This is a genomic window from Mucilaginibacter humi (genome assembly GCF_013087555.1).
Genome location: NZ_JABFCR010000015.1, coordinates 19,686 through 40,573, shown reverse-complemented (window position 1 = coordinate 40,573; position 20,888 = coordinate 19,686). Strand labels below are relative to the sequence as shown.

Annotated in this window: 19 protein-coding genes, 1 tRNA gene and 5 pseudogenes; 11 read left to right on the top strand and 14 right to left on the bottom strand. The window is 43.3% G+C overall.

The window, feature by feature from the left end; all coding sequences use genetic code 11:
* Positions 1-141 precede the first annotated feature (141 nt).
* Positions 142-369, bottom strand: a pseudogene (locus HK413_RS04765) (acetolactate synthase large subunit); the annotation flags it as partial.
* Here HK413_RS04765 and HK413_RS04760 point away from each other — a divergent pair.
* The 9 genes and pseudogenes from HK413_RS04760 (at position 341) to ilvA (ending at position 8,165) form a co-directional block, all read left to right on the top strand.
* On the top strand, positions 341-550 hold the full coding sequence (locus HK413_RS04760) for a hypothetical protein (protein ID WP_262886791.1): 210 nt from the start codon (positions 341-343) through the stop codon (positions 548-550). The pseudogene HK413_RS04765 and the gene HK413_RS04760 overlap by 29 nt on opposite strands.
* A 107-nt stretch (positions 551-657) precedes the next feature.
* A pseudogene (locus HK413_RS16780) lies at positions 658-1,451 on the top strand (hypothetical protein).
* 86 nt (positions 1,452-1,537) lie between these two features.
* Positions 1,538-1,699, top strand: a complete 162-nt coding sequence (locus HK413_RS16770; protein WP_246229782.1) for a homocitrate synthase/isopropylmalate synthase family protein — start codon at positions 1,538-1,540, stop codon at positions 1,697-1,699.
* A gap of 153 nt (positions 1,700-1,852) precedes the next feature.
* Positions 1,853-3,258: pseudogene (gene leuC / locus HK413_RS04750) on the top strand (3-isopropylmalate dehydratase large subunit).
* Positions 3,259-3,341: 83 nt separating this feature from the next.
* Entirely contained in the window at positions 3,342-3,935 is a 594-nt protein-coding gene (gene leuD, locus HK413_RS04745) for a 3-isopropylmalate dehydratase small subunit (protein WP_175269327.1), read from the top strand.
* A 92-nt stretch (positions 3,936-4,027) separates the two neighbouring features.
* Positions 4,028-4,606: a beta/alpha barrel domain-containing protein gene (locus tag HK413_RS16765; protein WP_394353133.1), complete on the top strand. Its 579-nt coding sequence runs from the start codon at positions 4,028-4,030 to the stop codon at positions 4,604-4,606.
* Entirely contained in the window at positions 4,588-5,544 is a 957-nt protein-coding gene (locus tag HK413_RS21975; RefSeq protein WP_394353132.1) for a LeuA family protein, read from the top strand. Before HK413_RS16765 ends, HK413_RS21975 begins: the two co-directional genes overlap by 19 nt.
* Before the next feature lie 106 nt (positions 5,545-5,650).
* Entirely contained in the window at positions 5,651-6,709 is a 1,059-nt protein-coding gene (gene leuB, locus HK413_RS04735) for a 3-isopropylmalate dehydrogenase (protein ID WP_175269326.1), read from the top strand.
* A 209-nt stretch (positions 6,710-6,918) separates the two neighbouring features.
* Positions 6,919-8,165: pseudogene (ilvA, locus tag HK413_RS04730) on the top strand (threonine ammonia-lyase IlvA).
* Positions 8,166-8,294: 129 nt separating this feature from the next.
* Here the strand turns inward: ilvA and HK413_RS04725 are convergent.
* From HK413_RS04725 to HK413_RS04675, 13 genes and pseudogenes are all read right to left on the bottom strand, one after another.
* Complete coding sequence (locus HK413_RS04725) at positions 8,295-8,468, bottom strand: hypothetical protein (RefSeq protein WP_175269325.1); 174 nt, start codon at positions 8,466-8,468, stop codon at positions 8,295-8,297.
* 35 nt (positions 8,469-8,503) lie between these two features.
* Complete coding sequence (locus HK413_RS04720; RefSeq protein WP_175269324.1) at positions 8,504-8,776, bottom strand: hypothetical protein; 273 nt, start codon at positions 8,774-8,776, stop codon at positions 8,504-8,506.
* An 8-nt stretch (positions 8,777-8,784) separates the two neighbouring features.
* Positions 8,785-8,976: a hypothetical protein gene (locus HK413_RS04715; protein WP_175269323.1), complete on the bottom strand. Its 192-nt coding sequence runs from the start codon at positions 8,974-8,976 to the stop codon at positions 8,785-8,787.
* 127 nt (positions 8,977-9,103) lie between these two features.
* A complete protein-coding gene (locus HK413_RS16755) occupies positions 9,104-9,721 on the bottom strand; it encodes a M1 family aminopeptidase (RefSeq protein WP_246229780.1) in 618 nt (205 codons plus the stop codon).
* Positions 9,718-9,906, bottom strand: coding sequence for a hypothetical protein (locus tag HK413_RS16750; protein WP_246229778.1), 189 nt, complete (start codon positions 9,904-9,906; stop codon positions 9,718-9,720). The genes HK413_RS16755 and HK413_RS16750 overlap by 4 nt, the downstream gene beginning before the upstream one ends.
* Before the next feature lie 125 nt (positions 9,907-10,031).
* Positions 10,032-11,168, bottom strand: coding sequence for a gluzincin family metallopeptidase (locus HK413_RS16745; RefSeq protein ID WP_246229776.1), 1,137 nt, complete (start codon positions 11,166-11,168; stop codon positions 10,032-10,034).
* Positions 11,169-11,353: 185 nt separating this feature from the next.
* Complete coding sequence (locus HK413_RS04705) at positions 11,354-11,701, bottom strand: Spx/MgsR family RNA polymerase-binding regulatory protein (protein ID WP_175269322.1); 348 nt, start codon at positions 11,699-11,701, stop codon at positions 11,354-11,356.
* Positions 11,702-11,720: 19 nt separating this feature from the next.
* Complete coding sequence (locus HK413_RS04700; protein ID WP_246229775.1) at positions 11,721-14,129, bottom strand: outer membrane beta-barrel family protein; 2,409 nt, start codon at positions 14,127-14,129, stop codon at positions 11,721-11,723.
* A 547-nt stretch (positions 14,130-14,676) separates the two neighbouring features.
* Positions 14,677-15,405 (bottom strand): acyltransferase family protein, encoded by a 729-nt coding sequence (locus tag HK413_RS04695; protein ID WP_217452078.1) that lies wholly within the window; start codon positions 15,403-15,405, stop codon positions 14,677-14,679.
* A gap of 90 nt (positions 15,406-15,495) precedes the next feature.
* Positions 15,496-16,056, bottom strand: coding sequence for an aminoacyl-tRNA hydrolase (gene pth / locus HK413_RS04690; protein WP_175269319.1), 561 nt, complete (start codon positions 16,054-16,056; stop codon positions 15,496-15,498).
* A 204-nt stretch (positions 16,057-16,260) separates the two neighbouring features.
* Entirely contained in the window at positions 16,261-16,842 is a 582-nt protein-coding gene (locus tag HK413_RS04685) for a 50S ribosomal protein L25/general stress protein Ctc (protein ID WP_175269318.1), read from the bottom strand.
* 133 nt (positions 16,843-16,975) lie between these two features.
* Positions 16,976-17,919 (bottom strand): annotated as a pseudogene (locus HK413_RS04680) (ribose-phosphate pyrophosphokinase).
* Positions 17,920-18,050: 131 nt separating this feature from the next.
* Positions 18,051-18,121, bottom strand: a tRNA-Gln gene (locus tag HK413_RS04675).
* Between the two features lie 281 nt (positions 18,122-18,402).
* Between HK413_RS04675 and HK413_RS16740 the strand changes: the two genes are divergently transcribed.
* Positions 18,403-20,355 (top strand): glycosyltransferase family 117 protein, encoded by a 1,953-nt coding sequence (locus HK413_RS16740; protein ID WP_246229773.1) that lies wholly within the window; start codon positions 18,403-18,405, stop codon positions 20,353-20,355.
* Entirely contained in the window at positions 20,337-20,843 is a 507-nt protein-coding gene (locus HK413_RS04665; RefSeq protein WP_175269317.1) for a hypothetical protein, read from the top strand. The genes HK413_RS16740 and HK413_RS04665 overlap by 19 nt, the downstream gene beginning before the upstream one ends.
* Positions 20,844-20,888: the final 45 nt, after the last annotated feature.

Here is a 20,888-nt window from a genome sequence, read left to right as displayed (position 1 = left end):
TTCAGCATCTTCGCGTAGCTTTAATAGAAACAACCCGCGGGTTATAAATTTTTTCTTCATTTCTGGTCGCAGCCGAAAGGCGTAACAATACATCAAGGCGGTAGGCTTGCGCCGTTTTTTAGTTTTGCAAGCGCTCACGAATACAAATGGTTTTTTAGCCTGGTTAATTAAAGCGGCTGCCTGCTCAATATATTGTGTACGTACAATTGGTTTTGGGCGATAGCTGCGGATATGCTCGCATTTGGTATAACCTTCGTAATCGAACAACTGGATCTGCGCGTTTTTGGTGATATCTATCAGTACTGGTCCCGGGCGGCCGCTTTTGGCAATGTAGAACGCTTTGGCCAAAACCTCTGGGATCTCATTTGAAGAATTGTATAACAGCGTTGCTACCGGCAAAGAGTCACAACGTTCAATCGACTCAAACAGTAAAGTTGACTACCGCGAGAAACTTGATGCTGAATTAGCAGAATTACGCGACAGCGAATTATGGCAGGCAGGCAAAACTGTACGCAGTTTACGCCCTGAGAACCAGGCTGTAGAAGCATAATTTATATTAGTCCGAAGTCTTAAGTCTGTAGTCTGAAGCCCTAAAAGGAAAAAAGACTCAAGACTTAAGACTACGGACTTTAGACTAACTATTAAACAACAAAAGATATGTTACACGATCCAAACCGAGTCTACGTTTTTGATACCACGCTGCGCGATGGCGAGCAGGTACCGGGCTGCCAGTTAACTACCCCTGAAAAGATTGAGATTGCCCGCGAACTGGAAGCTTTAGGAGTTGACATTATTGAAGCGGGTTTCCCGATATCAAGCCCGGGCGATTTCCAAAGCGTGGTAGAAATATCAAAAGCTGTAAAGAATCCTACCGTTTGCGCACTAACCCGTGCCAATAAGGGCGATATCGATGCCGCAGTTGAATCGCTTAGATATGCCAAACACCCACGTATCCACACCGGCATTGGCTCGTCTGATATGCATATCAAAACTAAGTTTAACAGTACCCGGGAAGAAATTTTAGAGCGCGCTGTTGAAGCCGTAAAATATGCTAAAAAATCTGTCGAAGATATTGAGTTTTATGCAGAGGATGCCGGTCGCGCCGACGTTCACTACCTTGCCCAAATGATAGAAGCTGTTATTGCCGCAGGCGCAACAGTGGTAAACATCCCGGATACTAACGGCTATTGTCTGCCAGATCAATACGGCGAAAAATTAAGTTCCTTAAGGAAAATGTAAAAAACATAGATAAAGCTATTATATCTGTGCATTGCCATAACGATTTGGGTTTAGCTACGGCAAACTCTGTTGCAGGCTTGCAAAACGGTGCCCGCCAGATAGAGGGTACCATTAATGGCATTGGTGAGCGTGCGGGTAATACCGCTATTGAAGAAGTAGTGATGATTTTGAAAACTCACCGTATTGGGGCTTCATACCAATATCAACAGTAAAAACTTTTATGAGCTTAGCCGTATGGTTAGTTCGCAAATGCGCATGCCGGTACAGCCTAACAAGGCTATTGTAGGCAGCAACGCGTTTGCACACAGCTCAGGCATCCACCAGGGATGGTTTCCTGAAAAACCGCGAGAATTACGAAATTATCCGCCCCGAGGATGTTGGTTTCCCTAATGCAAGTATTGTACTAACCGCACGCAGCGGCCGCCATGCTTTAAAGTTCCACCGGAGCGCCGGGTATTAACCTTAACAAGGATGAATTAGCAGATGCTTATCATCGCTTTTTAACTTTGGCCGATAATAAATTAGATATTAATGATGATGATCTTTTATTGCTGATGACTGCCGATAACTCGTACGTTCAGGCAATGCAAAAAAGATAATAATAGAAATAAAAATGAGCAAGACATTATTTGATAAGGTGTGGGACGCGCACGTAGTACGTAAAATTGAAGGCGGGCCGGATGTGCTTTTTATTGATCGCCACCTTATTCACGAAGTAACCAGCCCTGTGGCCTTTTTAGGCTTAAAAAGCAGGGGAACCAGGGTATTATACCCTAACCGTACGTTTGCTACTGCCGACCACAATACACCCACCATTCACCAGACCGTCCGGTTGTTGATCCGCTATCGGCTAACCAGCTACGTATGTTGGAATCAAACTCAGCCGAGTACGGTATCAGCCACTGGGGATTAGGTCACCAGAAAAATGGTATTGTACACGTTGTAGGCCCTGAATATGGTATTACCCAGCCCGGCGCAACTATTGTTTGTGGCGACTCGCACACTTCAACCCATGGTGCTTTTGGCGCTATCGCTTTTGGTATCGGTACATCAGAGGTTGAAATGGTGCTGGCTACGCAGTGTATCATGCAGCCAAAACCTAAAAAAATGCGCATTAACATTAATGGCAAATTGGGTAAAGCGGTTACACCTAAGGATGTGGCTTTGTTCATCATCTCACAATTAACAACATCAGGCGCTACGGGTTACTTTGTAGAGTATGCCGGTGATGTTTTTGAAAACATGACCATGGAAGGCCGTATGACTGTTTGTAACCTGAGTATTGAAATGGGTGCACGCGGTGGTATGATAGCCCCTGACGAAACTACCATTAACTACGTTAAAGGCCGCGAGTTTAGCCCAAAAGGCGAAGCCTGGGACAAAGCCTTAGCTTATTATCAAACTTTAAAAACCGATGCCGGTGCTATCTTTGATAAAGAGTTAACTTTTGATGGTTCAAGCATCGAACCAATGATTACCTACGGTACCAATCCTGGTATGGGTATGGGTATCTCGCACGAGATCCCAGATGCCGAGCAGGTTGAAGGCGGTGTAGCTACTTACGAAAAATCATTAGGTTATATGGGCTTCCATGAAGGCGACAGCATGATTGGTAAGCCGGTTGACTATGTTTTTGTGGGCAGCTGTACCAATGGCCGTATAGAAGATTTCCGCGCGTTTACCTCATTGGTAAAAGGCAAACACAAAGCAGCTAATGTTACGGCCTGGTTAGTGCCCGGATCGCACATTGTTGAGGCGCAGATTAAAGAAGAAGGCTTATTGGATATTTTAAATGAAGCCGGTTTTGAATTGCGTCAACCGGGATGTTCTGCCTGTTTAGCCATGAACGATGACAAAGTACCTGCCGGCAAATATGCGGTAAGTACCTCAAACAGGAACTTTGAAGGACGCCGGGGACCAGGCTCTCGCACCATGCTGGCAAGTCCCCTTGTAGCAGCAGCGGCAGCAGTAACCGGCGTAGTAACAGATCCGAGAACGTTAATTGAAGAACTTGTTTAATTAGTCTTGAGTCTTAAGCCTTTAGTCGGAAGTAAATTAAATCGACTACAGACTTAAGACTTACGACTACAAACTTAAAAAGAATGGCTTACGATAAATTTAATATACTTACAAGCACCGCGGTGCCCTTGCCTATTGAGAATGTGGATACCGACCAGATCATCCCCGCCCGTTTTTTAAAAGCGACAGAGCGTGTTGGTTTTGGCGATAACCTTTTCCGCGATTGGCGTTACAACCCGGATAATACGCCTAAAACAGATTTCGTATTAAACGACCCTACCTACAGTGGCAAGATACTGGTTGGAGGTAAAAATTTTGGTTCGGGCTCATCGCGCGAACATGCCGCCCGGGCAGTTTATGATTATGGCTTCCGTGCTGTAGTGTCAAGCTTTTTTGCTGATATTTTTAAAGGCAACTGCTTAAATATTGGTGTACTGCCGGTACAGGTTAGCCCTGAATTTGCCGAGAAGATCTTCGCAGCTATTTATGCTGACAAAACAGAACTGAAAATAGACTTGCCTGCGCAAACCATCACCCTGTTATCAACAGGCGAATCAGAGCAGTTTGACATCAACTCATACAAAAAGAACAACATGCAAAACGGCTTTGATGATATCGATTATCTGCAAAGCATTAAAGGCGAAATACAGGAGTTTGCAGCGCAGCTTCCCTTTTAATTATAAAGTGATTGGTGATTAGTTGATTAGTGATTAGTTAGCACGAAGCCAACTAATCACTAATCAACTAATTCACTAATTAACCAACCGCAATGAACCGCAGGAAAATAGAGATAATGGATACCACACTCCGCGATGGAGAACAAACATCGGGTGTATCATTTTCTATCTCGGAAAAACTTACCATTACACAACTACTGCTGGAGGAACTCCGGGTTGATCGTGTAGAGATCGCGTCTGCGCGGGTGTCTGAGGGCGAGTTCCGTGCAGTAAAAGCTATTATGGATTGGGCCGGGCAACACAACTATACACACCGTATCGAAGTACTGTCGTTTGTTGACAATGGGGTGTCTATTGACTGGATGATCAATGCAGGTGTAAAGGTGCAGAACCTGTTAACTAAAGGGTCGTTAAATCACCTCACCCATCAACTTAAAAAAACACCCGAACAACATTTTGCCGAGATAACACAGGTAATTGAGCTCGCCGCAAAAAACGGCATTGCCACCAATGTTTATTTAGAGGACTGGAGCAATGGTATGCGTAACTCGCCCGGGTATGTGTACCAGTATCTGGATTTTATTACCAAACAACCGGTAAAACGGATAATGCTGCCTGATACATTAGGTGTGCTTACGCCGATGGAAACTTTTTGTTTATTAGCGATGTAAGGGAAAAATATCCTGACATACATTTTGATTTTCATGCCCATAACGATTATGATTTGGGTACGGCCAATGTGCTGGAGTCTGTAAAAGCAGGCATTAACGGTTTGCACCTTACCATAAATGGCATGGGCGAGCGTGCCGGTAATGCACCAATGGCAAGCGCTGTTGCGGTACTAAATGACTTTGTCTCTGATGTGGAGACGCAGATAGCAGAATCATCAGTTTATAAGGTGAGTAAATTGGTAGAGACTTTCTCGGGTGTACGCATACCTACCAACAAACCAATTGTTGGCGAGAATGTGTTTACCCAAACCGCCGGCATCCATGCCGATGGTGATAATAAGAACAATCTTTACTTTAACGACCTCCTGCCCGAGCGTTTTGGCCGCAAGCGGGAATACGCGTTAGGCAAAACATCAGGCAAAGCCAATATTGAAAAGAACTTACAAGAACTGGGTTTAAAACTAAATGATGCCGACCTTAAAAAAGTTACCCAGCGCGTTATTGAGCTGGGCGATAAAAAGGAAACGGTAACGAAGGAAGATCTGCCCTACATTATATCCGACGTATTGGATAGCAATATGTATGATCAGAAAGTAGTAGTTGAGTCATACGTGTTAATGCACTCGATGGGCTTGCGCCCGTCGGCCACCATTAAAGTAAATATTGAGGGCGATATTTTTGAGGAGAACGCGCAGGGAGATGGCCAGTTTGATGCTTTTATGAAGGCGCTTACCAAAGCTTACGACAAAAAACAACGCAAACTACCTACCCTTATTGATTATGTGGTACGCATTGCCCCGGGCAGCAGCACCGACGCGCTTTGCGAAACCATTATTACCCGGGAAACTGCCGAGAAAAAATTTATAACCCGCGGGTTAGACAGCGATCAGACGGTGTGCGCTATTAAAGCTACACAGAAGATGCTGAATATCATTTAGAGTCAAGAATCAAGAGACAAGAAACAAGAACTAACATATAAATAAAAATCCATTCAAGCCCCTCTCCTTTGGAGAGGGGTTGGGGTGAGGCTAAACACAAGACAAAATGAAACTAAACATCGCCCTTTTAGCAGGAGACGGAATAGGCCCGGAAGTAATTGACCAGGCTGTTAAAGTATCAAACGCGATCGCAAAAAAATTCAACCACGAAATTGAATGGACATCGGCCCTAACCGGCGCTGCTGCGATTGATGCCGTTGGCGAACCATACCCTGATTCGACCCACGAGGTTTGTATGGCTGCTGATGCTGTACTATTCGGCGCTATTGGCCACCCGCGTTTTGATAATGACCCAACGGCTAAAGTACGCCCTGAGCAAGGATTATTGAAAATGCGTAAAAAATTAGGGCTGTTTGCAAACGTGCGCCCTACATTTACTTTCCCTTCGCTGATTGACAATTCACCGCTTAAACGCGAACGTATTGAAGGTACCGACCTGATTATTCTTCGCGAGCTAACCGGTGGCATCTACTTTGGCGAACGCGGACGCTCAGAAGACGGCAATACTGCTTTTGATACCTGTACTTATACGAAGGAAGAAGTTCAGCGCCTGGCTAAATTAGGTTTTGAAATGGCGATGCAGCGCACTAAAAAATTATGTTGTGTAGATAAAGCTAACGTATTAGAAACTTCCCGCCTTTGGAGACAAACCGTACAGGCCATGGAAAAAGATTATCCGGAAGTTACGGTTAGCTATGAGTTTGTTGACGCCGTGGCGATGCGCCCGGTACAATGGCCAAGCAGCTATGACGTATTGATCACTGAAAATTTATTTGGCGATATCCTGACTGATGAAGCGTCTGTAATATCAGGCTCAATGGGATTAATGCCATCATCGTCAATCGGTGTGCATACGTCGTTATTTGAGCCTATACACGGCTCTTATCCGCAGGCAGCTGGTAAAGACATCGCTAATCCATTAGCTACCGTCTTATCGGCTGCTATGATGTTTGAGGATGCATTTGGATTGAAAGAAGAAGCCGCCGCGATCCGTGACGTAGTAAATAAATCATTAGCCGAAGGTATCGTAACCGAGGACCTGGCCGGTAAAAACAAAGCCTACAAAACCAGCGAAGTTGGCGACTGGCTGGCTAAGAACGTATAGCCCCTAACCCTCTGAAGGGGGAATGATTAACAATATTCAACGCTCGTCTGTAACAACGAGGCGTTGTTGTTTATCCCAGTTGTCATTCTGAAGCGATAGCAAAGAATCTTGTAAAAGCAGTTCGAAGAGCATGGCGTACAAGATCCTTTGCTATCGCTCAGGATGACAAAAAAGGTTACCTTTGCAGCATAAATAACACAGTTTCAAGTATGTCAGCCAACACCGTTAAATTAGATTTTGAAGCCGCTGCAAAGCGATTAAAGGACGTTGTAAAGCATACGCCGCTTATTTATAATCCCCGTCTATCAGAAAAATACGATTGTGAGATCTGGCTGAAACGCGAGGACCTGCAAATTGTGCGCTCATACAAATTGCGTGGCGCATACAACATGATCAGTCAGTTAAGTGCCGAAGAGTTAAGCCGCGGTGTAGTTTGTGCCAGTGCGGGTAACCATGCGCAGGGGGTAGCTTTCAGTTGCGATAAGCTGGGTACCAAAGGCGTGATTTTTATGCCGGAGATCACCCCAAAACAAAAAGTACAGCAAACAGAAATGTTTGGCAACGGCAGTGTTGAGCTGGTTTTGGTTGGCGATACTTTTGATGATTGCCTGATGGAAGCGCTGGCCTATACCGCCAAACACCAAATGACCTTCATCCCTCCTTTTGATAATTACAGCATTATTGAGGGCCGGGGCACGGTTGGTGTAGAGATATTAACAGACCTACCAGATGCAGAGGTTATTATAATGCCAATTGGCGGCGGTGGCTTAGCTGCCGGAACAGGAACTTATCTCAAAGAAAAAATCCAGATATCCTATTAATCGGTGTCGAGCCCGAAGGTGCGCCATCCATGATGGAGGCTTTTAAACACGGCGGACCGGTTACTTTAGCAGAAATAGACCGTTTTGTTGATGGTGCTTCGGTTAAGCGCGTTGGAAGCCTGACCTATGACCTTTGCACCAAAGTGCTGGACGAAATAAAGCTGGCCGCCGAGGGTAAAGTTTGTACAACAATCCTGAAATTATATAACGAGGAAGCCATAGTAGTTGAACCGGCAGGAGCATTATCCGTCGCGGTCCTCGATCAATGCAAGGATCAGATCAAAGGCAAAAAGGTGGTTTGTGTAATCAGCGGCGGTAATAATGATATCGCCCGTATGCAGGAGATCAAGGAGAAATCATTACTGTACGAAGGATTAAAACACTACTTCATCGTACGTTTCCCGCAACGCCCGGGAGCTTTAAAGTTATTTGTGAATAATGTTTTAGGCCCGCATGACGATATCACCCGTTTTGAATTCATTAAAAAAACCGAAAAAGAACAAGGCCCGGCGTTGGTAGGCGTGGAATTAGCCAACAGGGCTGATTACGAAGGCCTGTTACAACGCTTTAAAGAGCACCGCTTTGAGGTTATTGAACTGAATAAAGAGCAGACTTTGTTTGAGTATTTGGTGTAAAATTCCGCCCCTTATTAAGTTGTCATTTGAAACGAGGGACGAGTGAGAAATCTTAAACAATCGATCCGCCTGTTAAGAGTATAAGATTTCTCTTCGCTACGCTCATTCGAAATGACAAATCGTTATTACCTATCTACCATTCAAGCCCGGCAATATCTTTTTGTCAGCAGGCAAAGCTTTATATTTCTGGTAGGCATCATTAACATATAGCGTTAACGAGGGGCCATTATTGCTTTTAACATATGCATAGCTTGGCCGGTATATCGACATAAAACTTTGCAGCTCGTCGCCCTTTAAAGGCACAATATTGCTTACAAATGCAGCGGTAAAATATTTATCTATATAACGTTCCTGCTCCTCTTTTTCAAAGAAACGTTTAAGGCGGCGGGCATCCCTCCCCTCTTTTGAGAACCGGTGCTTGGCGAAAGCGGGTAAACTTTACTCTTTCTATAGATTTCCGGATACTCCACATGCGGATCAAACGCCCTGCGTGAGGCGGTGATATTAACCTGGTTCAAGGCTATCCCCATCGGCTTTAATACAATCCTTAAGGGCTTATAATCTACCACCAGTACCGTATCGGGCACATAACCCGGCGAGTCAAAAACCACTAATTGGTTTAAGCCCCCTTTATCTGGAAGTTACCGTTTTTATCAACCAGCGTAATTTGTTTATTGCTGGTATTATGTACAAAAACATTGGTCAGTTTTTCGTTGGTACCCTGTTCAACTACGGTGCCTTTAATAACATCCTGCGCGTTGGTGGCACGGGCAATAAATAACAATGCGATAAATACAAGGTAGCGTTTCATAGGTCTTAGAATTATACTGTTAAAATTAATCAATTATAATACCAATGTTAATGTTTAACATCTTTTAACAAAATACACTAAGCAAAGAACCCGGCTTAGGGCCGGGTTCTTGTTATTTAGTTAGTCGTTACTTTTTTGCTGTCCAAACATCGTTTGCACGGTTGGCATCCGGTAGTTTATGATCAGGGTCATAAGTAACGGATTCTATAGCTTCCGTTGAAGGATAGATGAAAGACCAGCTTACATTACGCTCCCAAATTTCGGCAGTGTAGTTAACCCGGTCTGTTTTGCCGCTAACGGTCTTGATCTCCAGCGTTACCGGCATAGCCATTTTCTCCAGGTTGTCGATAGTGATGATCGAGCCTTTTGCTGCGTCGCCATCTACATAACTTACCGCGCGAACGCCAACATCCAGCTGCCAGTTATTTACAAACCAGCCTCTCCAGAACCACTGTAGGCTTTCGCCGGAAGCTGCTTCCATTGTACGGAAGAAATCATCAGGCGACGGGTGTTTATATGCCCAACGCTCGATGTAAGTTTTAAACGCATAATCAAAACGCTCAGGGCCTAAGATCTGCTCGCGCAGCATTACTAAACCGGCGCTTGGTTTGCTATACAATAATGTACCGTTGTTGGCTTCTTTAAGGTTATCAGGGTTGCTCATGATAGGCTCAAGTGTTGGCCTGGTGAATGCCTGGGCGGTTGGGCCAAAAGCACGGCCACCGCGCATGTTTTCGCCATTCATCGCGTTAGCTGTTGATAGTGTGTTGATGAAGTATTAAAGCCTTCATCCATCCAGCCGTATAAACGCTCGTTTGAGCCAACTACCATCGGGAACCAGTTATGGCCAAACTCATGGTCGATAACACCCCAGCCACCCCGGCCTACAAACACAATACCCGGGTATTCCATACCACCGGCACGGCCCACGGCAACAGTTGCGTTAGGGTAAGGATATTCAAACCATTTTTTTGAATTGTATTCGATAGAGTATTTCGCATACTCGGTCGAGCGTGCATTGCGTGCAGCGCTTGAAACTGTATAAGCCGATATAGCTAACGGTTTTTTCCGCTTGGCATGTCCATTTTAGCAGCATCGATAACAAATGAAGCGGCGGTTGACCATGACGCATCGCGTGCGTTCCTCACCACGAAATGCCAGGTTAACTCTGATTTACCCGCCGGGCGCGATGCCGGGGTAAATACTTCGTTTGGTTTTACAATAAATACAGTCTTGTCGCTTTTTGCAGCCTCGGCCCATCTTGCTAATTGGGTAGGTGTATATACATCCTTAGGGTTTAACAGCTGACCGGAGCATACGACGATATTTTTAGCAGGCACGGTAATGTTGATATCAAAATCGCCATACTCTAAATAAAACTCGCTTTCGCCGGTGTATGGCAGGGTGTTCCAGCCTTGCAGATCGTCATACACACACATCCGTGGGTACCATTGCGCAACCTGGAATACTTTACCTTCAGGATTATTTACAATACCCATACGGTCCGACCCATAGTCAGGAGATATGAATGACCAATCTATTTTAAACTGAATTTTACCACCAGATGGGATACCGGCCGGTACAAATACCTGCATACGGGTATCGTTGATCAGGTATTTAGCAGTAGTGGTAGTTGTTTTACCATTTACTGTTGATATGATAGCGACAGATTTGATCTTATCGCCGGCATCAAATATTTGCCCCATGCCCCAGTTACGGCTGCTTTGCAATACTTTGCCATCGGCACTTTTAACTAAAGGTACTTGCTTAACGCCCCGAGAATCTTGCTTGAACAGGTTTTGATCTAACCACATCCACACAAAAGTTAGTTTTTGCGGGCTGTTGTTAGTATAGGTAATAACCTCAGAACCACTGATCTCGTTCTTCACCGTATCAATTCTCGCGTCGATCTTGTAATCGGCACGGTTTTGCCAATATTTTGGGCCGGGTTGTCCGTCGGCCGCTCTAAACTCGTCGCCATTTTTTGTGTAGAAAAATGGTTTCCGTGTTTCGTTGTAATTGTACTTGGTTTCGGGCGCGTTTGGCTCGGTATAGGGTGCACCGCCTCTTTGGCGGACCGCAGGGCGCATAGCAGCGCCAGGGGTGGTTGCAGGCGGAGTATTTTGTGCCATAGCGGTGGCCATACTTGCCATTAAAGCCAGTGTTAAACCGGCAGCGGAATTCAGTTTCATCAGTTAATTTTAAAATGTGAAACGTAAAAATATAAAAATAACCAACCCGATTTAGACGTAAACAAATTATTACGTTGGGCTATTACCCTTTTGTCATTTCGAACGGAGTACGAGGAGAAATGCTAATACGCGATAATAGCAAGGGGTATAAGATTTCTCCTGTTGGTCGAAATGGCAAGCGGGGGCTATTTTTTGAAATGATCCTTATAGACATTCTCATCAAATCCAAAATACAGGAAACCGCCATCCTCAATTACCGGGCGTTTTATCATGCTGGTTTTGGCTTCAAGTAGTTGCAGGGCATCTTTATTGGTTTTAATGCTGTTTTGAGTATCAGCATCAAGTCCGCGCCAGGTTGTGCCTTTTTTGTTTAAAAAGGTTTCGTAACCTGCTTTGGTATCCCACTCCTGCAGTTTTTCGGGGCTTATACCCAGTTTTTTAAAGTCGTGAAACTCATACATAACCTGGTTGGCTTTAAACCAGTCTAACGCTTTTTTAACCGTGTTGCAATTGGTAATTCCGTATACTTTCATACGGTAAATTTAGCAAGAATTAATTTCTCCCGTTGGCAGCATCGTCATTATTAATGCCGCGCTGGTTCTTTTTGATTGAGCCATTAAACTTGCCGAATTTGTACACGAAGTTAAACCCGGCCGTACGTAAAAAGTTCATCCGGTAGTTATAGGTGATATAGTCGGGCGTTTCGTTAAAGAAATCAAGCTTATTAAACTTGGCGAAAGGGTTGCTGACAAATAAGGCAACTGATGCCTTTTTATTAAACAGATCTTTTGAAGCACTATAAGCGTTATTGAAGTAGAAGTTATCCCTGCCTTGTAAGAATACATAACGGCTATCAAACCCAACTTGTACACCTACTCTATAACCACCATCAAACTTAAAACTGGTAAAAGTAAAAATATGCCCTTGCTGCCCGCTGTTAGTAAAAAACTGGCCGTTATAGGTGCCTTTTAAATACACCTGCATCAGCTCGGCATTTATGTTAACATCAAGTTTTTTGGTGATAGGGTATTGAATATTTGCATCAAGCCCCCAGTTTTTGTTTGAGCCTACGTTAGCGTAGCTATTGGTAGTTATCCTGTTATTAACCGATACTATCGGTTGTATGGTATTATTAGCAAACGCATAATGCGCGAGAATATTAACCGAGCCCTTGGCGAAATTGCTATATCCCAACTCAAAGTTATTGGTAACAGCCGGGCGCAGAGCTGGGTTACCCATGCTTATAAAGTTAGGGTTTGATCTGTCGGCAAAGGGGTTAAGCTGACCTATTATAGGCCTTTGTATCCGCTGTGTAAACCCAAAAGTTATATTGCTGGTTGTATTGATAGTGCGCTGTGCAGAAAACGACGGAACAAAATTATTATATCCCCGGTCGAACGCGCCGCCGCCGGTCTGGGAAAAATCGGCATCTATTTTGGTGCGTTCAAAACGCAGCCCGCCTTTAACAGTCCAGTTAGTAAATTTTAGCTGGTATGAGTTATATATGGCATAAACATCCTGGTGATAGGTAAAATCGTTAGTTTGTTTCGCATCTGTTTGGTATTGGTTGGTTGACGCCAGCGTATCATTATGGAAATTACTGAAGTTGTTACGCAATATCATTTTACCACCGGCCTCTATGGTTAGCACCTTCATTGGCTGCACGTAGTCTAACTGGGTGGTATATTCTTTTGATCCCGAATTATTGTACTGCCTGTAATCGGGCGCGGTATAACCAACACCATGATCTGATACTATATCACTAAACTGCTTATTATCGCTACTGCTGTATTTGTACGATGCGGTTAACAATTGGCCCTTATTATGTTTAAATCCAAGCTGGTAATTGATACCCATATCCTGCCCGCTGTAAGCGCCCCGGCCCCTGTTTGATAAGTAGTATTGTTGAACCAATGTTTTTGCAGCGTTGCGCGCAAAAGTGGTTTGATCATTACCGGAAGTATTAGTTCCATTAAAACGATTATAAGTACCGGTAATTAAATTAAGTGTATCTATCTCAAAGCTCAACTCGTTACTATTATACGTATTGTTTCCCCCTCTTGATTGTAAACCATCCTGCACCGGGGTAGATAAGGGAGTGTAAAAAGTACTCTCGTTACCGAACCTTGAATACATATTCGGATTTTTACCGCTACCTACAAATCCGCTATAGCCTACTTTACCCTGCTTTACGGTCAAGTTCAAATTAGCTCTATAGCCATATACAGTATTATAGTTTAACCCCATCGATCCGTTATATCCCTGCGCGCCTTTTTTTGTGGTGATGATATTGATGATCCCTGCCAGCCCTTCAGCATCATACTTTGCAGGTGGCGTGGTAATAACTTCTATGCTAACAATGTTGCTGCCCGGCATCGCTTTCAATATATCCGATGGATTACGTGCCATCATAGCCGATTCTTTACCGTTGATCAGGATCTTATAACTCCCGCTGCCACGCAGTTTGATATTATCTGATGCATCAACTGAAAGTAATGGCACTTTACGGATCATATCCAGCGCGGTAACAACTTTGCTTTCCGGGTCGGCCTGCACATCGTAGGTTAGCTTATCAACCTCTTGTTTCATCAAGGGTTTAACACCTGTTACCGTCACCGTGTTTAATTGTTTGCTGGTTGTGGTTATTGATATATTGCCAGTATTAATAACACCTATGGTATCTTTCAATAAAACACTTTTGCTTTGATAGCCCATGTTAGCGATAGCCAGCTGGTATTTACCTGCAGGTACAGTTAATTCAAAACTGCCGTCGTCTTTAGTTAAAACACTTTTTACTATAGCCCGGGTTTGCAGATTTTGCAGTCCGATAGTAGCATAGCCAACTGGTTGCTTGGTCACAGAGTCGGTTACAGTACCTTTAACAGTAAGATTTTTTGGAGATTGACCGAAAGATAAAAGGGCGCAGCAAACTGCTACAAAGGCAAGGAAAAGTAGTTTCATAAAGTTAATTGCCTATATAGACGTGTTAATTAAGAAACCGTTACAGGAAAATGCATAATTACCGGTATTTATATTTCCCGCTGTTTAGTATCATCATTATAAAGACGCGAATGTCCCTATCCCGTTACACTTTTTTAAAACTTTAACCTAATTTAACTGAAATGGGGAGTTCCAGCTTGGACTCCTTTTATTTTACTGAAGTGTGCCTTTAATTTCAGGAAATACCTTTCGTAAGCAAAATACGACACACAAGGAACTACGATTATAAAAAATAGTTTCCCGGGAAAAGTTGTCATGATGGAAGGCAGCCGTGTATCATTAAATACAAATAATTGTTGCCATATATATATGCTGTAGGAGAGCTTACCGATAAAAGATAGAATTTTAGAATTAAGAAACCTATAAATCACATCATTACCCGGAGTAATGTTCGAGGCAATAATATAAGCTATCAAAATAGCTATAATTAAATTAATATAGACTGCTTTAATGGTATAAAACGGGTCATACCTTAGATAGAATATGATAAAAATAGCCAACAGATTACCTATAACCTTAAACGATAACAGCCATTGGTAGTTAATCCCTTTTTTAAAATCAACATAGACAATAAGCAGCCTGTTGCTATAGATTGAAACTTAATAAAGTAATGTGTAAAATAATAAAACACACCGTGATTTATTGATTGAATCAACTCTTGCAAACCACAAAGTACAGGCAACACAATTACTATAAATATTACTGCCCAATAGAATATCTTATAGTTCTTCTTTAAAAAGAATGGAAAGATAATATAAAACTGCTCTTCGATAGATAAAGACCAATAATGTCCAAGTTGTACCGTATCCCCATGCGCCCGAAAATAGCTGAAATTCATAATGTAAAATAATGCAGCTAAATATTGAAACCAGGCTATTTGCAGATGAAAAAAATGATCAAGAATAAAAACAACAGCTATATACAAATAAGCCACCGGAAATATTCTTAACACCCGCCTGATATAAAAATCTTTAAGAGATATGGTGCCGGTTAGCAATTTTTCTTTTAAACACAATGACGTGATCAAAAAACCGCTTATCACAAAAAAAATATTAACACCTAATGGTCCGTTAAAGATCATGGTGTAAAAATAGTTCGAGGATAGCGTAAGGTGAGATACCACTACCATGATGATAGAAACTCCCCTTAACCCATCTAAAGATGGTATATGCTTTTGATTGGCGATTTCCAGCAAATGATTTGTGGGCCGGACAGACGTTTGGTTTGTAACACGCATACAATTATGAAACAGGCTAAGTGTTTAAAGATAATGTTTATACGCTTAAAGTAGTCTTACTCAACCAAATTTACCGATAGCAGATGCTGGTTATTTATTAAACTTCGTCATCGTCAGCTCAGTCCCTATCGTCGCAAAGCTTTTTATCATTTCTATTGAGCGGTCTATCAAAACCGGTAACTCGGGTTGTTCGTCAGCATCAAATCCGCTTAACACATAATCAACCTGCCGGCCTTTAGGGTAATTATCGCCAACGCCAAAACGCAGACGGGCGTATTCGTTATTACCTAAGGTAGCCTCTATATGTTTTAAGCCGTTATGGCCGGCTGCGCTTCCTTTGGGCTTAAGGCGCAGGGTACCTAATGGCAGGGCAATATCATCAACCAATACCAATACGTTCTCAACGGGGATCTTCAACTCATTCATCCAGTGATTAAGCGCTTTTCCGCTTAAGTTCATGTAGGTGGTTGGTTTTATTAAATGCAGGGTGCGGCCCTTGTGGCTAACCTCGGTGTAATAAGCCAGGCGCATGTTGTGAAATTTTGCCCCCTCCTGTTTGGCCAGCTCATCCAATATCATAAACCCGATGTTATGCCTTGTATCGGCATACTCGGGCCCAATGTTACCTAAACCTACTATCAGATATTTCATATTATTGTTAACCGGCACCGGCCTTGCAATTGCAGACTTTGGCTTTTTTAAAAATTTTGCAAAATATGGACGCATCCCCATTAGCCCTTAGCCTCCTAAAGGGGAAGCTGATATGCTGCGAAGATATTAACATTAAATAAAAAAGCGACTGACACATGTCAATCGCTTTAGTTTCCTCTTTATTCCCCTTCAGGGGTTAGGGATTTATTTACCTTTAGCTGCTTCCTGCTCTGCCTGACGTAATGCACGTGAAGTAGTTACAGAAACAATAGTATCTTCTTTAGTATTTAAGATAGTAAGGTTAGGGATGCTAACTTCACCAACTTTTACAGATTTACCTACCTCTAAAGCGGCAATGCTAACTTCGATAAAGTCTAAATGATCTTTAGGAAGTGCTTTAACTTTAAGCTTACGTAATTTTTGTACCAGTTTACCACCTACTTTAACACCTGGCGAAGTACCTGTTAAACGCACAGGGATATCGATAGCGATAGGTTTAGCCTGGTCTAACAATAAAAAGTCTACGTGTATGATCTGCTCAGTTAATGGATGGAACTGCAAATCTTTAATAATAGCCTGTGATTTAACACCAGCAATGTCAAGGTCGATGAAATGAACAACCGGCGTATAAACTACGGCTTTCAAATCAGCTGCGGACACCGAAAAGTGGGTTTGTGTTGCACCACCGTAAAGCACTGCCGGTACCAAAGCACGGTAACGCAGCTCTTTCGCGTCTCTTTTCCCTACGTTCTCTCTTGGAGAACCGCTAATAGCAATTGATTTCATTTTTAATTATTTATTTGTTTTTAAAGCCTCACCCCAACCCCTCTCCAAAGGACAGGGGCTATCGTAAGGATATTTTAATTCATTTTACACAAGCCATTCAAGTCCTCTCCTTTGGAGAGGATTTAGGTGAGGCCTACTCTACTTTAAAAAGCTGGCTTATTGAGCCATGCTCGTTTACATTCATTATCGCTTTTGCAAACAGGTCGGCGGTTGATAACACGGTTATCTTAGGGCTTTGCTGTTTAAGCGGTATGGTATCGGTAACTATCAACTCGGCTAACGCAGAGTTCTCAATAGTTTCGTAAGCATTGCCTGATAATACAGGGTGCGTACAAACCGCACGTACACTGGCGGCACCTTTGTCCATAATTAATTGCGCTGCTTTAGCTAATGTGCGGGCAGTATCGCAAATATCATCTATCAATACAATGTCCTGGCCGGTAACATCACCTATCAGGGTCATTGATTCAATTTCGTTGGCGCGTTTACGTTGCTTATCGCAAATAACCACCTCGGCGTTAAAGAACTTGGCAAAGCCACGCGCCCTGTATGATCCGCCCATGTCAGGCGAAGCAATGGTGAGCATTTTCAAACCCGGCTTTTTATATAAGGTACAAAAATTATTGAACCATCCAGGTGATCAACCGGGATGTCAAAAAATCCTTGTATCTGTGCAGCGTGCAGGTCCATGGTCATTATGCGGTCAATGCCCGCGGCAACCAATAAATTTGCAACCAGCTTAGCGCCTATAGCAACGCGCGGGCGGTCTTTCCTGTCCTGCCCGGCCAAACCAAAATAAGGGATAACGGCGTTTACGTGATGGGCCGATGCGCGGCGACCGGCATCTATCATCATTAATAACTCCATTAAGTTATCGGTAGGCTGATGGGTAGAATTTATCAGGAACAGATCACAACCACGTACAGACTCATTAAAGTGGGGCTGGAACTCGCCATCGCTAAAGCGCGATAAGGCTGACTGGCCCAACTCCTGCCCATAAGCATCGGCAATTTTCTGCGCCAGATCTATTGATCCGGAACCTGCAAATAATTTAACCGTGTTAAACTGTAAAGGCATCTTTTGATTTCGAATTTCGAATATTCGATTTCGAATTGGTTAATGAGTTAATAGCTATAAACAACAATTCGGATTTCATTTCCCTCCAGACCTAAATCCGAAATTGAAAATCCGAAATCCGAATTGATTTGTTGCCCGACCAGGATTCGAACCTAGACAAACGGTACCAAAAACCGTCGTACTACCATTATACTATCAGGCAATCTCCTCCTCCGAAAACATACGTCCCGAAAAGGAATGCAAATATAAGACGAAATCTTCAACTTCAAAATGGAAATTTCAAAAAAATAAGGTCCCACAAAATATCCTCCGGAAGGGGAGACTTTAAGTGCTGATTACTAAGCCCTCCCTACCGGCGAGGGCTGGGTGGGGCGCGTAAATTATGTTAAAAAATGCTAAATCCTTCCCTATTTAGCTGCAACATCGGGTTAGTTTCTTATTTTCGTTGCTTGAATAAACCACTACTTTTTGTAATTTCTTAAAATGAAATATAATAAAATCAACAATCTGTTTGGCTGGCTGGCCTTTGCAATTGCTACTATTACCTACGTTTTAACGCTTGAGCCATCATCAAGCTTTTGGGATTGCGGCGAATTTATTGCCTGTATATACCGCCTGCAAGTGGCCCACCAACCGGGTGCGCCGTTGTTTACCATGCTGGGCAAAGCGTTTTCGCTACTATCATTTGGCGATATTACCAAAGTTGCTTACTGGACCAACATGGCATCGGCCTTAGCCAGCAGCGCTACCATATTGTTTTTATTCTGGACCATTACCGCACTTGCCAAAAAAATCCTGATTAAAAAAGAAGGGGATTTACACCTCACCAATATCATATTAATCATTGGCGCCGGTTTAGTTGGATCATTAGCTTATGCTTTCTCTGATACCTTTTGGTTCTCAGCCGTCGAATCGGAAGTTTATGCGCAATCATCATTATGCACCGCTATTGTTTTTTGGGCGATATTAAAATGGGATGCACATGCCGACGAACCGGGTGCTGACAAATGGATCATTTTCATAGCCTATGTAATGGGCCTTTCTATAGGTATCCACTTATTAAACTTACTGGTTATACCGGCTATAGCGCTGGTTATTTATTTCCGCAAATCGCCAACGGCAACTACCGGGGGCACAATTAAGGCCTTTTTATTGGGCGTGGTAATTGTAGCCGCGGTGCTGTGGGGCATTATTCAATACACGGTAAAAGGCGCCGCGTTTTCTGACCTGTTCTTTGTAAATACTTTAGGATTTGGCTTCGGCAGTGGCGCTATCGCCTTCTTCCTGTTGCTTACCGCTACTATTGTCTCCGGTATAATCTTTACCAAAAACGAGAGCAAAACTGCGCTAATTGTAATGGTAGCAAGCTTTATTTTAACGCTTACCATCAGCGCCGGCATATTAGGCCTGGTATTAGCTATCGCGATTGTTGCGCTGTTAGAGTATATCGTTAAGATCCGTACCAAACGCTTTGCCTTAAACAGCTTTTTAATATGCTTTGCGTTTATATTATTTGGCTACAGCTCGTTTGTGATGATTGTTATCCGTGCTAAAGCGGGTACCAATTTAAATAACAGCAACCCGCAGGATGCATTCGCGCTGAACGGCTACCTTAACCGCGACCAGTACGGCGATACGCCATTATTATACGGTCAGTTCTTCGACTCAAAACCTGTAGACCAAACCGAAGGTGCAACCCTATATCGCCGCGGCGAAAAGAAATATGAAGTTGCAGGTAAAAAGCTGACCACAATTTACGACCGCAACACCATCTTCCCCCGCATGTTTAGCGAGAAAGCCGGCCACGCCGATTTTTACAGGAGTTGGGTGGGGCTTGGCGAGGGCCAGAACCCAACCTTTGCCGATAACCTTAACTTCTTTTTTACCCGGCAGGTTAACCAAATGTATACCCGCTATTTTATGTGGAACTTTGCCGGCCGCACCAATGAACTGGATGGACAGCAAAAAGGTATAGACGGCGACTGGATAAGCGGCTGGAACTTTAGCAAACAACTGCCCTACTCGGTAACTAAAAGCAAGAGCTATAACCGCCTGTTCTTTTTACCGCTGATTTTGGGGCTTATGGGGATTTACTTCCACTTTAAGCGTAACCAAAAAGACGCCGGTGTGGTTGGTGTCCTTTTCTTCTTCACTGGTATTGCCATATTGCTATACCTTAATCAGGACCCACTGCAACCGCGCGAGCGTGATTATGCCTACGCGGGTTCTTTTTATGCTTTCGCGATATGGATAGGCCTGGCGGTATTATTTATTGCTGATCTGTTAAGAAGAAACAAAGAAAAAGCGGTTAACGCGGCCGTATTATCAACTGTTGTTTGTTTGGCTGTTGGGCCGATATTAATGGCTAACCAGAGTGGGACGATCATAACCGGTCTACCAAGCTTACGCCGCATGATATGGCATACAACTACCTAAACTCGTGCGCGCCAAATGCCATATTGTTTACTTATGGCGATAACGATACCTACCCGGTATGGTACCTGCAGGAAGTAGAAAATGTACGCCCGGATGTACGCATAGTAAACTTAAGTTTGTTAGGCACCGATTGGTATATTAAACAAATGAAAACCAAAATGAATGAATCGGCGCCATTGCCTATTACTATGGCTAACGATAAGTTTAAAAACGGCACACGCGATGTTATTTATTTTAATGATGCCAAGCTGCCGGGCTATTCTGAGTTAAAGGATGTGTTTGACTTTATGCTGTCGGACAATAAAGACGCTATGGCACAGTATGAAAATGGCGAATCGGTAAACTACCTACCTACCAAAAACTTAAAAATAACGGTTAATGCCGATGAAGTAATAAAAACCGGGACACTACCTGCCGACAAGCGCGACCAGATAGCACCCGAGGTTAATTTTACCTACCCCGCCAGTTTGTTACTAAAGATAATTTAGCATTACTGGATATCCTGTCGCATAACAACTGGAAAAGGCCCATTT